This window comes from Pseudarthrobacter enclensis, from assembly GCF_030811655.1.
Taxonomy (GTDB): Bacteria; Actinomycetota; Actinomycetes; order Actinomycetales; family Micrococcaceae; genus Arthrobacter; species Arthrobacter enclensis_A.
In genome coordinates this window covers 16,769-30,257 of record NZ_JAUSRE010000010.1, presented here as the reverse complement: position 1 = coordinate 30,257, position 13,489 = coordinate 16,769, and the positions used below count along the sequence as shown (strand labels likewise).

Annotated in this window: 13 protein-coding genes; 9 read left to right on the top strand and 4 right to left on the bottom strand. The window is 64.9% G+C overall.

Translation table 11 applies throughout. From position 1 onward, the window contains the following. Nucleotides 1–159 precede the first annotated feature (159 nt). Nucleotides 160–894 carry an IclR family transcriptional regulator domain-containing protein gene (locus J2X98_RS10990; protein WP_307307857.1) on the bottom strand — a complete coding sequence of 245 codons (735 nt, stop codon included), beginning with the start codon at nt 892–894 and terminating at the stop codon, nt 160–162. A 129-nt stretch (nt 895–1,023) separates the two neighbouring features. On the opposite strand from J2X98_RS10990, the gene J2X98_RS10985 reads away from it, so the two are divergent. The 7 genes from J2X98_RS10985 (at nt 1,024) to J2X98_RS10955 (ending at nt 7,973) form a co-directional block, all read left to right on the top strand. Continuing rightward, entirely contained in the window at nt 1,024–2,316 is a 1,293-nt protein-coding gene (locus J2X98_RS10985) for an aromatic ring-hydroxylating dioxygenase subunit alpha (protein ID WP_307307854.1), read from the top strand. Further along, complete coding sequence (locus J2X98_RS10980; protein WP_306971195.1) at nt 2,316–2,780, top strand: aromatic-ring-hydroxylating dioxygenase subunit beta; 465 nt, start codon at nt 2,316–2,318, stop codon at nt 2,778–2,780. The genes J2X98_RS10985 and J2X98_RS10980 overlap by 1 nt, the downstream gene beginning before the upstream one ends. Continuing rightward, nucleotides 2,777–3,757, top strand: a complete 981-nt coding sequence (locus tag J2X98_RS10975) for a PdxA family dehydrogenase (protein WP_307307850.1) — start codon at nt 2,777–2,779, stop codon at nt 3,755–3,757. Before J2X98_RS10980 ends, J2X98_RS10975 begins: the two co-directional genes overlap by 4 nt. Then, on the top strand, nt 3,754–4,767 hold the full coding sequence (locus J2X98_RS10970) for an FAD-binding oxidoreductase (protein ID WP_307307847.1): 1,014 nt from the start codon (nt 3,754–3,756) through the stop codon (nt 4,765–4,767). The genes J2X98_RS10975 and J2X98_RS10970 overlap by 4 nt, the downstream gene beginning before the upstream one ends. A gap of 19 nt (nt 4,768–4,786) precedes the next feature. Then, nucleotides 4,787–6,133, top strand: a complete 1,347-nt coding sequence (locus tag J2X98_RS10965) for an MFS transporter (RefSeq protein ID WP_307307844.1) — start codon at nt 4,787–4,789, stop codon at nt 6,131–6,133. A 304-nt stretch (nt 6,134–6,437) separates the two neighbouring features. Next, the gene (locus tag J2X98_RS10960; protein WP_307307841.1) at nt 6,438–7,010 is read left to right on the top strand and encodes a recombinase family protein; all 573 of its coding nucleotides are present in this window, start codon (nt 6,438–6,440) and stop codon (nt 7,008–7,010) included. A gap of 336 nt (nt 7,011–7,346) precedes the next feature. Further along, nucleotides 7,347–7,973 carry a CG0192-related protein gene (locus J2X98_RS10955; protein ID WP_307307837.1) on the top strand — a complete coding sequence of 209 codons (627 nt, stop codon included), beginning with the start codon at nt 7,347–7,349 and terminating at the stop codon, nt 7,971–7,973. Nucleotides 7,974–8,157: 184 nt separating this feature from the next. Here the strand turns inward: J2X98_RS10955 and chrA are convergent, their stop codons facing one another. The 3 genes from chrA to J2X98_RS10940 all read right to left on the bottom strand — a co-directional run bounded on the left by chrA (nt 8,158) and on the right by J2X98_RS10940 (nt 11,254). Then, complete coding sequence (chrA, locus tag J2X98_RS10950) at nt 8,158–9,516, bottom strand: chromate efflux transporter (protein ID WP_236803179.1); 1,359 nt, start codon at nt 9,514–9,516, stop codon at nt 8,158–8,160. 356 nt (nt 9,517–9,872) lie between these two features. Then, nucleotides 9,873–10,883 carry a DUF1259 domain-containing protein gene (locus J2X98_RS10945; protein WP_307307832.1) on the bottom strand — a complete coding sequence of 337 codons (1,011 nt, stop codon included), beginning with the start codon at nt 10,881–10,883 and terminating at the stop codon, nt 9,873–9,875. A gap of 44 nt (nt 10,884–10,927) precedes the next feature. Beyond that, nucleotides 10,928–11,254, bottom strand: coding sequence for a PepSY domain-containing protein (locus J2X98_RS10940; protein ID WP_236803178.1), 327 nt, complete (start codon nt 11,252–11,254; stop codon nt 10,928–10,930). A gap of 127 nt (nt 11,255–11,381) precedes the next feature. On the opposite strand from J2X98_RS10940, the gene J2X98_RS10935 reads away from it, so the two are divergent. Continuing rightward, entirely contained in the window at nt 11,382–12,071 is a 690-nt protein-coding gene (locus tag J2X98_RS10935; protein ID WP_307307830.1) for a response regulator transcription factor, read from the top strand. After that, nucleotides 12,068–13,441, top strand: coding sequence for a sensor histidine kinase (locus J2X98_RS10930; protein WP_307307827.1), 1,374 nt, complete (start codon nt 12,068–12,070; stop codon nt 13,439–13,441). The genes J2X98_RS10935 and J2X98_RS10930 overlap by 4 nt, the downstream gene beginning before the upstream one ends. Nucleotides 13,442–13,489 lie beyond the last annotated feature (48 nt).

Genomic DNA, 13,489 nt, shown 5'->3' with positions numbered 1-13,489 from the left:
GCGCGCTGGCGTACGCGCAGCATCTTCTCCGGTTCGATGAGGCCGGCGGATCGAAGCTCGTGACCATGCATCCCCAGCGTTGTGGGTGGGACTATCTCATTTTTGACAGACCCTCGATGGTCCTTGGCGTTCGGCATCGCCGGTCGGACACCCGCGTCGTCAGAGCTGTCGCCCCAACGCCGTTGCGTGACGCTGCATGACGGGGGCGACGCGGTCGCGGAGTTCGTCGACGGTGACGCGTGAGGTCGATGCGCTGACCGAAATCGCGGCGACGATGTGGCCGGCCGGATCCAGGACAGGGACCGCGATGGAGAGCAGGCCTGGCTCGAGTTCCTCGTTGCTGATAGCCATTCCGTCGGTGCGCGCCGCCTCGATGCGCTCCGCGACGGCATCGGCAGTGGTCGGCGTGTGCGAGGTGCGGGCCGTGAACTCGGTGGTGGCGAGGTAGTCGGAGAGCTCCGAGTCGGTCAGGGAGCCGAGCAACACCTGGCCGGTTGACGAGGCGTACAGCGGGAGCCGGGCGCCGACGCGGACGCCGGTGTTGAGCAGCCGCGCGCCTTCGCTGCGTGCTACGAACAGAGAGTCGGTCTCGTAGCGAACCGCCAAAGAGGTTGATTCGTCGATCGCCTCGCGTATCGCCGAGAGGTGCGGCTGCGCCAGCTGGGGAAGTGCGGCTGTTTCGCCATAGGTGGCACCAATCCGGAGGACTCGTGGGGTGGGAGTGAAGAACTTCCCGTCGAAGGCGACATAGCCGAGCTCGGCAAGCGTGTTCAGGCATCGGAGCGCCGTCGCCCGGCTCAGCCCGGTTGCACGCGCGGCCTCACTAATTGAGAGCCGAGGAGCACTGGCTCCAAAGGCCTCGAGTACAGCCAGGCCCTTCGCTAATCCTGCCATTCCTTCAGTCGCCACGCAGGCCTCTCTTGACAGATGTGACTAGCGGCACATCTAATGGGCGGTGTTCGATTATAAAACATATGTTCGCAAAACGAACAGTGTTTGTCAAGCATCGTCAAAGGAATACGCATGAGTGAGTACAACCCAGTCGTGACCGCCATATCGCCGGACACGGTGTCTGAGCGCCGCTGGCCGAAGTCGCTGACAGAGGTGCCTTACTGGGTCTTTCAGGACGAGGATGTCTATAAGGCCGAGCAGGAGCGGATCTTTCACGGTCCGATGTGGAACTACCTCTGCCTGGAGGCCGAGTTGGCTGCGCCAGGTGACTTCTGCGCCACTTTCATCGGTGAGCAGCCGGTCCTCGTGACCCGCGACCACGACGGTCAGATTTACGCCTTCGAGAACCGCTGCGCCCACCGCGGCTCACTGATCGCGATGGAGAACTACGGGCACGCCAAAGACTTCACTTGCGTCTACCACGCCTGGACTTACAACCTTCAAGGTGATTTGACCGGCGTCGCCTTCGAGGATGGCATCAACGGCAAGGGCGGGATGTCGCCGGACTTCTGCAAGGCCGCCCACAGCCCGCGCCGTCTCCGGCTGGCCAATGTGCATGGTCTGATCTTCGGCAGTCTCAACAACGACGTGCCCGAGATCGAGGAGTACCTCGGTCAGGAGATCCTTGACCGGATCGAGCGTGTGCTCGGTGGACGTAAGCCGGTCGTGCTGGGCCGCTTCACTCAGAACCTGCCGAACAACTGGAAGCTCTACATGGAGAACGTCAAAGACTCCTACCACGCGAGTATCCTGCACCTGTTCTTCACCACGTTCGGACTCAACAAACTGAACCAGAAGGGCGGCATCATCGTCTCCGAGAACGGCGGCCACCATGTCAGCTGGTCCGCCATCAACCGAGAGGCCGAGGCCAAGGCGGCCGGGCACTACAAGGACCAGAAGATCCGCTCAGAGTCTGACTACCAGCTCGAGGACCCGTCCCTGGTCGATAGCTTCTCCGAAGTCGGCGACGACATCACCCTACAAATCCTCTCGGTCTCGCCAGGATTCGTCCTGCAGCAGATCCAGAACTCGATTGCCGTACGCCAGGTGCTGCCGACCGGAGTCGAGTCCACCAACCTCAACTGGACCTATCTCGGCTTCGAGGACGACACCGAGGAGCAGCAGCTCGTCCGGATGAAGCAGTCCAACCTGGTCGGCCCCGCCGGCTACGTCTCGATGGAGGACGGCGCGATCGGTGGCTTCGTCCAGCGCGGCATCGCCGGCGCCAGCGGCGAGTTCGCCACCGTCCAGATGGGTGGGGATCAGGCGGTCTCGAGCGAAAGCCGGGTCACCGAGGCCTCGATCCGGGGCTTCTGGAAGGTCTACCGCGAGGCGATGGGCTTCGACATCGAGGAGAGCAAGTGATGGACGTCTTCAACCTGATCAGCCGCGCTCAAGGCAGCTACGTCCGCTCGATCGACGACGGTCCGATCGAGGACTGGGCCGAGCACTTCACCGATGACGCCTTCTATAAGGTCACCACGGCTGACAACCACCGGCGCGGCCTGCCCGCAGGGGTCATCTGGGCCAACAACAAGGCGATGCTCAAGGACCGGGTCTCCGCGCTCAAGGAAGCCAACATCTACGAGCCGCACAGTTATCGCCATCTGCTCGGTCAGCCGGCAATCCTCGAGGAGAGCGACGGTGGGGCCACCAGCGAGACCTCCTTCCTGGTCATACGCGTCACCGGCAACGGCCCCACCGATGTGTTCGCCAGCGGCCGCTATCTCGATGAGTACGTTGTCGAGGACGGTCAGGCGCTAATCAAGAAGAGGATCGTCGTCTGCGACAGCTCTCGAATTGACACCCTGCTGGTGCTGCCGCTGTGAGCGGGGTTCCCAGGCTTCTTCTCGCCATCGGGGATCCGAACGGCATCGGCCCGGAGATCGCTGTGAAGGCGGTCGCAGAACTCGGCACCGCGGCGCCGGTCGTGGTGGGCGACCGGCACGTAGTCGAGCCGTACGCCGCTCGTGCCGGTCTCACCCTGCGCGAAGCAGCGCCCGGTGCGACCGCAGCGCCCGGGGTATGTGACCTAGTCGACGTCGGCGCGCTGGCCCCCTCTGAGCTGGCTGTCGGTGAGGTGAGTGCGGCCGCCGGTGCGGCCACCATCGCGTATGCCTCCGCGGCTATCCGCCTAGCAGTGGGTGGCGGTTATACCGGCGTGGTCGCCTGCCCGCATTCGGAGACCGCGGTCCACCGCGCGGGGATCTACTTCGCCGGCTATCCGCCGCTGATCGCAGAACTCACCGGTACCCGGGCCGACCAAGTCTTCTTGATGCTGGTCGGCGGCGGGATGCGGATCGCTCACGTCACGCTGCACGAGCGCTTGGCTGGTTCGCTGGCGCGGCTCACCCCTGAGCTGGTCATCGAGGCCGGACTGGCGCTCCATCGGACCCTGCTGGCGATGGGCGTCACACATCCTCGGATCGGTGTCTTCGGCATCAACCCGCATGCCGGTGAGGGCGGGCTCTTCGGTGAGGACGACAGCCGGGTCACCGAGCCCGCCGTGGCTGCCCTCCGCGACCGGGGGGTACGCGTCGACGGGCCAACCGGCGCAGACATCCTGCTCGGCGGCGACCGCGATGCCGACGCCTACCTGGCGATGTACCACGACCAGGGGCACATCCCGATCAAGACCCTGGCCGGGCGTACCGCTGCCGCGGTCACCATCGGCGCAGGTGCCCCATTCGCCAGCGTGGGCCATGGGCCCGCCTTCAACATCGCCGGGCAGGGCATCGCTGATCCGAGCGCCGTTCTTGCCGCGCTCCGGCTCCTCGCCCCGACCCCTCAGGAGGCCCTGAGATGACCTTCACCATCAGTGTTCGCGACTCCGAAGTCGCCTTCGGTTGCGATGCCGGACAAAATGTTCTCGATGCGGCCGAGACGGCCGGCTGGGCAATCCCGTACTCCTGCCGCAAGGGTGTCTGCGACAGCTGCCTGGGCTCCCTGACGTCAGGCTCAGTCGAGGGCCTCGGCAGCGGGCCCGTTTGTGCGCCCACCGAGGTGCGGCTGTGCCGGGCGCAACCAGTCGGAGACATCGAAATTGCGCCGCGCCGGATCGAAGCACGCACACCGCCGGTACGCAAGCGGTTGACGACGGCCGTCTTCCGGCGCCGCCAAGTCGCGCCCAGTGTGACCATCCTCGATTTGCGCTACCCGATTGGTCGGCGTACGCCGTTCAGGGCCGGCCAGTTCCTCAACGTCATCCTCGATGACGGCGACACCCGGTCGTACTCGCTGGCCAACGCACCGCAACACAACGATCTGGCTCAGCTGCACATCCGCCACGAGCCGAACGGCGTGTTCTCTGCGCGGATCCTGCAGCAATTAGAGTTCCATGACACTGTCGAGATCGAGGCGCCCTTCGGCGAGTTCTTCGTCGCGGATCCCGATGGCGCCGAGGACCCGATCATCCTGCTCGCCACGGGCACCGGGTACGCCCCGATGCGATCGATCATCCTCGACCACATCGCCCGGAGGCTGACCCGTCCCGTGCACCTCTACTGGGGAGCACGCACCGTCGAGGACCTGTACGCCCTCGACACCATCAACATGTGGACCCAGCGTCACCCCTGGCTCCGGTTCACGCCCGTGCTCTCACGCCCACATCCCGGGTGGGACGGCGCCACTGGCTGGGTCCAGGCGGCCGCGATCGCAGACCACCCTGACCTCAGCGGCCACCACGTCTATGCCTGCGGCAGCGAAGCCATGACACGAATCGCGGCCGAGCAGCTGGCACGTGAGTGCGGCGTCGCCCCCGACCGGTTCCACTCCGACGCGTTCGTCTCCGCTGTGGCACCCGTCGTTGTCGACTAACCCCCCTAGGAGCACCTACATGTCCGGTACCACTTCACTCGACTCCAACGCCTCGCTGCGGTTACCCGCCTTTATCGACAGCCGCCGTCCCGGCCGGTTCCAGCTCGGAACTGTTCTGCTGTGCGGCCTGGTCATGCTGCTTGACGGGTTCGATACGCAGGCGATCAACTACATGGCCCCTGCCATCACCCATGACTGGGGGATCTCCAAGGGCACGATGAGCACCATCTTCTCGGCCGCCCTGATCGGTCTGATGGTCGGCTACCTGCTGTTGGCCCCGCTCTCGGACAAGTTCGGCCACAAGCGGTTGGTCATCACCGGTGTCGCAATCTTCTCGATCGCAACGCTGCTCTCGGTCTGGGTGCAGAACACCGACCAGCTCATAGTGATGCGGTTCATCACCGGCGTGGGGCTCGGCGCCGCAACCCCGAGCACGATCGCGTTGACCGCCGAATACAGTCCCAAGCGGGTCCGGGCCAGCTTTGTACTGGCGATCTACGTCGGCTTCTCGCTCGGTTTTGTGCTCGCCAACTACGTCGCCGACTGGCTCATCCCCGTACACGGCTGGCGCTCGGTGTTCGTCGCCGGCGCGGTCCTGCCGTTGGTCCTGTTGGTCGTCCTGACCTGGCGGCTGCCCGAGTCACTCACCTACCTCTTGCGTCGCGGTCAGAGCGACAAGGCGTACGCACTCTGCCGCCGCATCGACAGGACCCTGCCTGCCGGGAGCGCGCTGCCAGTTGAGGCGGAGAATGCCGAAGCCGGCAAGCGAGTTAAGCTCAGCAAGATTTTTTCCGGAGGAGAGCTCCTCGGAACGATCCTGTTGTGGGTCGTCTTCGCAATCAACCTGGCGATGTTCTACGGCCTGCAGAGCTGGCTCCCGACCATCCTCCATGAGCATGGCTACTCTGCCGGAACACTGGCAACAGCCGCGTCCATGACCACCATCGGCGGTATCGTGGTCGCGTTCATTGTCGGGCCGGCAATGGACCGGCTGGGCGCCTACGGCGCGCTTGGGACGCTTTACCTGCTCGGGTGCGGCTTCCTTGTACTGATGAGCTTCACGCTCGGCGCCTCGATTTGGGTCGTGCTGGTCGCGACCTTCCTTATCGGCTGCGCGGTCAGCGGGGGCCAAAAGAGCGTCATCGCCCTCGCAACGACCTTCTACCCGGAGGAAATCCGCTCCACGGGCGTCGGATGGGCCCTTGGCGTCGGCCGATTAGGCGGAATCGCGGGCCCTCTCATCCTCGGCGGCATGCTCTCCGCAGGGTGGACCCATCAGCAGCTCTTCGTGACCCTCGCGATCCCGTCTGCTCTGTGCGGCCTCATCGTCCTCTACCTCGGCAGACGAGCGAAGCAATTGGCCTAGTAGTGCTTTGTTAGGTTGGGGGCGCGTTGGCAGTAGGGGCAGCGACTGAGTTCTCGGATGAAGACCCGTTGGAGTTCTTTGGGGACCCGGAAAGACTCAGGCTGCCCCTGCTGCTTTTTTCGATGGGGAGGCGTTTCTTGGTGATGAAGCAGGTGTGTGGATGCGCTCGTCATGTCAGTAACGATCGTTCACGAGACATACCCGGAGCTTTTCAACAGACCGCGCCAACCCAGTGCTCAATTTGTAAAGCTTGCCGCGTACGCGCCAATGTAACGACTAATAGGGTTGGTGATACATTATGGGGATGCGGATTGGCTATGGGCGGGTCTCTACCCGCGATCAGCACCCCGAAGCCCAACATGATGCCCTGGCTGCAGCCGGGTGCGACCAGGTGTTCGTTGATGTGGCCTCAGGAAAGCTAGCCCGCCGACCTGAACTGGACAAAGCGTTGCTCTCGGCCAACCGGGCCGGGGACCAACTCGTCGTCACCAAACTCGACCGACTTGGCCGGTCACTGGAAAACCTCATCGAACTCTCCAAAACACTCCAGGAGCGCGGGGTCGACCTGGTGGTCCTGGACCAAAGCATCGATACATCCACCCCGATGGGGCGAATGTTCTTCCAGATCCTGGGCTCAATTGCCGAATTCGAACACGCCCTCATGTCCGAACGCACCCGCGACGGCCTGGCCGCGGCCCGGGCGCGTGGGCGGACCGGCGGGCAGAAACCCAAGCTCGGCCCGCGCCAGGTGAAGCTGGCCCGGGAAATGTATGAAGAAAAGGGCACCGACGGGAAGCGGGCTCACACTGTGGAACACATTGCCCAGGAATTCGGCGTCACCCGGCCCACGATCTATCGGCACCTCGCGAAACCATGACCTGCCGCCCGGTTGTGGAACACGATGCCGGCATGTCCGTGGGGCGAGAGCCCTGCGCAGATCGTGCAGGTTAAACAACTACGAATTGCGCAGAGGAGTATTGAGCGGAATACGGTTTCGTGCAGGCGACTTCTGACACTTCGGTATCCATACTCGGCTGCACAACCCCGGAAACACGCAGCCAGTTGTGCAGACGGGTACTGAAAACGACACGAGGAGTTGGTTTCTTTGTAGCAAATACGGTCGATTTAGACACGCAGTCACCCCAGAGTTACTGGAGTGTGCAGGCCTGTGCCGAATGTCATTCCTGATTTCGCAGGGCCCTACGCTGGGTCCATGGCAATTGTTCACAGAGCAACTCTGACTCCATCGAAAATGGAGCTCCTCAAACAGTGGCTGCCGAGCCAGCCGTGGTTCAGGGGCAATGCGCTAACGGATCTGGCGCGCGTCGGCTCCTTCCGTTTTGACGATCCGGACGGCGAGGTCGGCATCGAAACACTTCTGGTTGCAAGTGAGAGCGCAGTTTTCCAGGTTCCGCTGACATACAGAGGTTCGCCTCTTCAAGGCGCCGACCTGATTGGCACGATGGAGCACTCTTTTCTCGGAACGAGATGGATTTACGACGCTGCCAGCGATCCCGTCTACGCATCCGCCTTGGCTACTACCATCTTGACCGGCCAGCCACAGGCCGACCAGTCCTTCGAGGTCGATGGGGGGTTTCAATTAATTCCCGAATCCGTGCATTTGCACAGCACGGGGACGCCCGGCACAGGAGTTCCTGTCATCGACTCAGTAGTTCCCAACACCGTGGGTCACGTGACAACCATCAGTGCGGGTGACCTGGAGCTGTCGATTAAGCGGTCACTCAATCGCGTCGAAAGGTCCCTGGAACAGAGGATCCTCGCAGCCACTTGGGACGAACAAAACACCCCCGTGCAACTCGCAGCGGCAGCCCGGATCTGAAGGCTGGCGGCCATGAGCCGCCAATCAGAGCCGCGATTTAACCGCCATTCTGAACTAACAGTCACACGCCGGGCGCAGAGAAAGCCGCTAGATTTCATGGGAGTCAGCATCTTACGGTCCGAAGCCAGTGAGACGTCTCGTATCCCAAGGGTTACGAGACGACTATTAGTTGCCCCGGTCGGGGTCAGCTGTTCAGCATGGTGACGATTCCGACTCCGAGGCCGATGGCGGAGCAGAGGCCAAGAGTTCTCATGGTGGGCCATTTGAGCCAGAAGATCAGTAGGCATGCCAGGGCGGTGATAGCAAGAGCGACGGGGTTCCAGGACGCCCAGACGGGGACGTCGAATTGGATCGGTCCCCATTGGAAGGGCCTGACGTCGTTGAAGAGTGTGTGTTCGGTGAAGTAAAGGGAAATGTCGGCGATGACGCCGACGACGGCGGCGGTGATGCCGGTCAGGGCTGCGGCCACGTGCTGGTTTCCGCGGAGCCGTTCCAGATAGGGGGCTCCGAGGAAGACGAAAATGAAGCAGGGGACGAACGTCACCCAGGTCACCAGGAGCGAAGCCAGCACGGCCGCCACCCACGGGTCCAAGCTGCCTGGGTTGCGGTAGGCGCCGACGAAGGCGACGAACTGGACGACCATGATCAAGGGCCCGGGCGTGGTTTCGGCCAGGGCGAGGCCCTTGACCATTTCCCCAGGGGCAAGCCAATGGAAAACGTTCACGGCTTGCTGGGCCACGTAGGCCAAGACGGCGTAGGCGCCGCCGAACGTCACGATGGCCGCTCCGGAGAAGAAGAGTCCCTGGTCCACGAACACACTCTGTGGTGAGAAGACAAGTGCCGCGAGGCCGACGGGGGCGAGCCAGACCATGGCACCGAGCAGGATGATCAACAGAGAACGGCGGTGGCTGGGCCGGTCCTGGTGGAGTGCGTCGTCGCTGATCAACGGTGCGGGGCCGTTATCGGAAGGGTCGGCTTTCACTCGCCGCAGTTCCGGTATTTTCCGGCTGAGGGCCCAGCCCAGGGCTCCGGCGGTGAGCACGACCACCGGGAACGGGATTTTGAAGAACGCAAGTGCAATGAACGCTGTCACTGCCAGGGCGACAAGGATGGGGTGACCGAGGGCGCGGGAGGCGACCCGCTGGAGGGCATGGGCGACGATCGCGACCACGGCGGGGGCGACGCCCGCGAACAGGCCCGTCACGACCGCCGTTGAGCCGGCCGCGATATACAGCGCTGAAAGCCCGAGGATGGCCACGGCGCCGGGGATGACGAAGAGGATCCCGGCGATCAGGCCGCCGATCCATCCGTTCAGGAGCCAGCCGGTGTAGATGGCCAGCTGCTGGGCCTCGGGTCCGGGCAGGAGGTGGCAGAAATTTAGGGCATGCAGGAACCGGCGCTGGCTGATCCAGCGTTTGTCGTCCACGAGCTTGTGCTGCATGACAGCGATCTGTCCTGCGGGCCCGCCAAAGGTCTGCCAGGAAATTGAGAACCATGCCCGCACCGCCTCCTTCAGGGGGATGACGTGCCCTTTATTCGGCATTTTCGTTCCGACCTCCGACCCTGTCGGGAACCTGCCCTCATCATCATTTATCTCTCGTGCAACCACGGTTACATCATACTGGCAGTTGTGCCGGACTTTTGACCGTTCGTGCCGTTATGACTCCCGGAGACAATTCAGACGCGTTCCCAGCTAAGGATGAACCCGCGCGCTTTTGAAGAAGTCATAGAGGCTGTTGAAGAAGCGGTGGCGCCGGAAAAATGATGATCGTGGGCCTCCCCCCGATCGTCAGTACGTCATGGCGCGGGAGCGGGGGGTATCGCCCCAGGCGCCTGGTGGGAGGCCACGGGTGACGGGACTCCCCGGCCCGGGATCTGGGATTCCGGGCCGGGGGATGTCTAAGCGGTGGGCTTGAGGCCGTTGGCGTCAAGGGCGGGGCGGAGGGCTTTGGCGAGGGCGGTGGCGTCGTTCACTGCCCAGAAGTGCAGGTAGAAGAGGCGTGGCTGTTCGGTGAGGCTGTGGCTGTGCAGTTCGACGATGTCGATGCTGCCCTTGCGCAGGGCTTGCATGACGGGCTGGACTTCGGATTCGGTGAGGGCGAAGTCGCCGTTGATAGCGGCCTTACCTCCACCGAGGGGCTGGAAGTTGACGGCTGTGGTAATCCCGAAGGTTGGCGGGAGGATGTCGTTGCCGTCGGTGATGGTCTCCTTGCGGGCAAGGCTGTACTTGTAGATCCCGCCGTCGGCGGTTCCCTTGCGTCCGAGGGCAGCATCGATTGCCGCGGTGTCCAGGTCGACGGGCGGCTGCGTGGCCGCCGGGGCGGCCGGCGCGGGGATCGCGGTGGCGTCGAGTGCGGCTTTGATGCCCTCGGCGATCTTGACTGGATCGCCCATGGCATGGATGTGGGTCCACCACACGGCGGGAGACTGCTCCAGGAGGTGCTTGTGCACCGCGGTCTGCTCGATGCCGTGGGCCTGGAGTGCGTCGGTGACCTTGGGCAGTTCGGCTTCGGTGACGACGAGATCGCCCATGAGCATGACCCCATCGTCATATTTGGCGAACGCAGCGTAGCCGCCGAGGGAAAGCCCGGGCTTGATGTCCACACCCTGGGAGGTGACGTGCAGGTCGGTGCGGGGCAGGGGGATCCGGTAGACGGTGTTGTTGTCGCCGAACTTGCCGGTGCGGCCGAGGGCGTCGGTGACCGGCTTCCAGTCCGCATCCGAGGTCGCCTCGGGTTCGCGTTCGCCCTGTTCAGTGGCCGGCTGCATGGCGCCCCCTTCGCTCATCGCGCCGGACGGGCTCGGGCCGGCTGGTGTGGGGGCGGTGCAGGCGGTCAGGGCTGCCAGTATGAGCAAGAGCACGGGCGGCAGGAGTCGGCGCAAGCGTGCCTCGGTGGTTGGGGTTTTCATCCTGTTTTTCTTCCTCTCGGGTTGGCGGTATTCGACGGCGGGGCTCATCGGTCCTCACCTTCCTGGTCCCCGTCGACGGGTCCGGTCCCGAGGACCTGATAGGCCTTGTCGAGGCGCACCTCGAGTTGGGTTCCGTCGGGTTTGGTGACGTCCACGCTGTAGCTGTCGGTGCCGGATTCGTTGTCTGCCTCGACCTTGCCGGCGCGGCCGCCCGGGACGGCCTGCACGGCAGCGGCGCGGGCCTGGTCCGCGGCCGGGCCGGTGATGTCGCCGCCGTCTCCGTCGGCGAATGACGCGATTCCGGCCCCGGTTGCGCCGAGGGCGAGCACTCCGGCGGCGATGGCCATTCCGATCTTCGTTCTGCGGTTCATGTCTTCCTCCTTTGGAAAGATGGATGCAACGCTGGTTACAGCGATATGCCTATCGCGGGAAGATGAAGCTTCCATGAAGCCGTCTCGGGCCCGCGCTAAACGGAGGGATGAGCGAAGGACTGTGCGGGTGCTGGTTGTCGAGGATGAGCCGAAGATGGCGGGTCTGCTGCGCCGCGGCCTGGCCGAGGAGGGCTATGGGGTGGATGTTGCAGCCGACAGCCCGGCCGGCCTGTCGGCTGCCTCGGGCGGGGGATATGACGCTGTGGTGCTGGATGTGATGTTGCCGGGGTTTCCCGGCTTCGAGCTGTGCCGCCGGCTGCGCGAGCGAGGGATCGAGGTGCCGGTGCTGATGTTGACCGCACGCGACGCCGTCGATGACCGGGTCCGGGGCTTGGATAGCGGTGCCGATGACTATCTGGCCAAGCCGTTCCACCTCGAGGAGCTTCTGGCGCGGCTTCGGGCGCTCACGCGCCGGGGCCCCCTCGTCTCCGCCCGGGGACTGGTCGCCGGGAACCTCCGGCTCGACTCTGAGGGCATGCGCTGCTGGCGCGGTGAGGCCGAGGTGAATTTGACCGCGAGGGAGCACGCCCTGCTGGAGTTCTTCATGGAACAGCCCGGGAGGGTCCTCACGCGCGAGGTGCTCCTGGAAAACTGCTGGGACCTGGCCTTCGAGGCGAACTCCAACGTCGTGGACGTGCACGTGCGGGCGCTGCGGGAGAAGATCGACCGCCGGTTCGGTGTCCGCTCGATCGAGACCGTCCGCGGGGTCGGCTACCGGCTGCGGGCCGACGGCGGACGCAGGGCGGCGCAACCGTGAACCGGTGGCCGATCCGGATCCGGCTGACCGCGGCGTTCACCCTGGCGATGGCCCTGGTCCTGTCTGTCGTTGCCATCGTGACCGTGCTGAGCACGCGGGCCTCGCTCGACGAGTCGATTGCCTCCGGTTTGGAGTATCGCCTGCGCGGCCTGGAGGCGGTCGCGGCGGTTGACGCCCCCGTCCTGCCGCAGGCCGGGAAGGACACCGCCTCCCAGATCCTGTCTTCCGGCAGCCAAGTCCTGGCCAGTACCCCGGAGACGCGCGGGCAGCCGCTTCTGGGCGCCGGCGAGGTCCTCGTGGGCGAGCACGCCCCCACTGTCGTCGAGCGCCAGGGCATTGGGTCGCTTCCTGGGCCGGTCCGGGTCGCGGCGATCGCCGCCCCCGATGGACGGTTCCTGGTGGCGGCCGTGAGCCTGGCTGACCGTGACGCGGCCGTGGGCGATCTCAGCGGCGAGCTCGCGGTGTCTTTTCCCTTGGTGCTGGTCGTGGCGGCCGCGGGAGCCTACCTGCTTGCGGCGGGGGTCCTGCGCCCGGTCGAGCGGATGCGGGCCCGGGCGGCGGCGATCACCGCGGACGACCCCGACCAGCTGCTTCCGGTCCCGCCGGCGCGCGATGAGATATCCCGGCTGGGGGCGACCTTCAACGAGCTCATCAACCGCCTGCACGCCTCCCTGGACAGGCAGCGCCGGTTCGTCGCCGACGCCAGCCACGACCTGCGCACGCCGCTGAGCCTGCTCACCACCGAGCTCGAACTCGCCCTGCGCCGCCCACGCAGCGCCGAGGAACTCGTCGCTGCCCTGCGCTCGGCCCTGGAGGAGACCGAACGCCTTTCCCGTCTCGCCGACAGCCTGCTCTTGCTCTCGAGCGCAGACCAGGCCCCGCGCGCTGCTTCGGCGACCGAGCTCGGCCAGGTCCTGGAAGCTGTGGCCGCCAGATACCTCGCCCTTGCCGGGAAGGAAGGTCTGCGGGTCCAGTGCCCCGCCGGTCTCATGGCCCAGATCAACCGCGACGATCTCGAGCGGGCCGTAGGCAACCTCGTTGACAACGCCCTCGTGCACGGGAAACCTCCCATCACGATCGTGGGCCGCACCGCCCCAGAGTCGCAAGGACGGGCCATGGTCGCCGTGGAGGTCCGGGACTCCGGCGCCGGCATCGACCCGGGCTTCCTGCCGCACATCTTCGACCGCTTCACCCGGGCGGACTCAGCGCGCTCGGTGGGCGGAGCAGGCCTCGGGCTCGCTATCACGTCGGCCCTCGCACACCGGAACCGCGGACAGGCGGTCGCCGCCAACCACCCGGGAGGGGGCGCCGTACTTACTCTCCTCCTACGCGCGACGCCCGCACCGGTCTCGCCCTCGGGACGGCCATGACATGCTTCCTCGTCGACCAAGGCAGCGGTGAACCGCGGCGGAATGCGA

Excerpts from the sequence above, each read along its gene's own strand:
- J2X98_RS10985 (WP_307307854.1), top strand. The coding sequence starts at position 1,024 with ATGAGTGAGTACAACCCAGTCGTGACCGCCATATCGCCGGACACGGTG.
- J2X98_RS10965 (WP_307307844.1), top strand. The coding sequence starts at position 4,787 with ATGTCCGGTACCACTTCACTCGACTCCAACGCCTCGCTGCGGTTACCC.
- J2X98_RS10955 (WP_307307837.1), top strand. The coding sequence starts at position 7,347 with ATGGCAATTGTTCACAGAGCAACTCTGACTCCATCGAAAATGGAGCTC.
- J2X98_RS10960 (WP_307307841.1), top strand. The coding sequence starts at position 6,438 with ATGCGGATTGGCTATGGGCGGGTCTCTACCCGCGATCAGCACCCCGAA.
- chrA (WP_236803179.1), bottom strand. The coding sequence starts at position 9,516 with ATGCCGAATAAAGGGCACGTCATCCCCCTGAAGGAGGCGGTGCGGGCA.
- J2X98_RS10980 (WP_306971195.1), top strand. The coding sequence starts at position 2,316 with ATGGACGTCTTCAACCTGATCAGCCGCGCTCAAGGCAGCTACGTCCGC.
- J2X98_RS10940 (WP_236803178.1), bottom strand. The coding sequence starts at position 11,254 with ATGAACCGCAGAACGAAGATCGGAATGGCCATCGCCGCCGGAGTGCTC.
- J2X98_RS10970 (WP_307307847.1), top strand. The coding sequence starts at position 3,754 with ATGACCTTCACCATCAGTGTTCGCGACTCCGAAGTCGCCTTCGGTTGC.
- J2X98_RS10945 (WP_307307832.1), bottom strand. The coding sequence starts at position 10,883 with ATGAAAACCCCAACCACCGAGGCACGCTTGCGCCGACTCCTGCCGCCC.
- J2X98_RS10990 (WP_307307857.1), bottom strand. The coding sequence starts at position 894 with ATGGCAGGATTAGCGAAGGGCCTGGCTGTACTCGAGGCCTTTGGAGCC.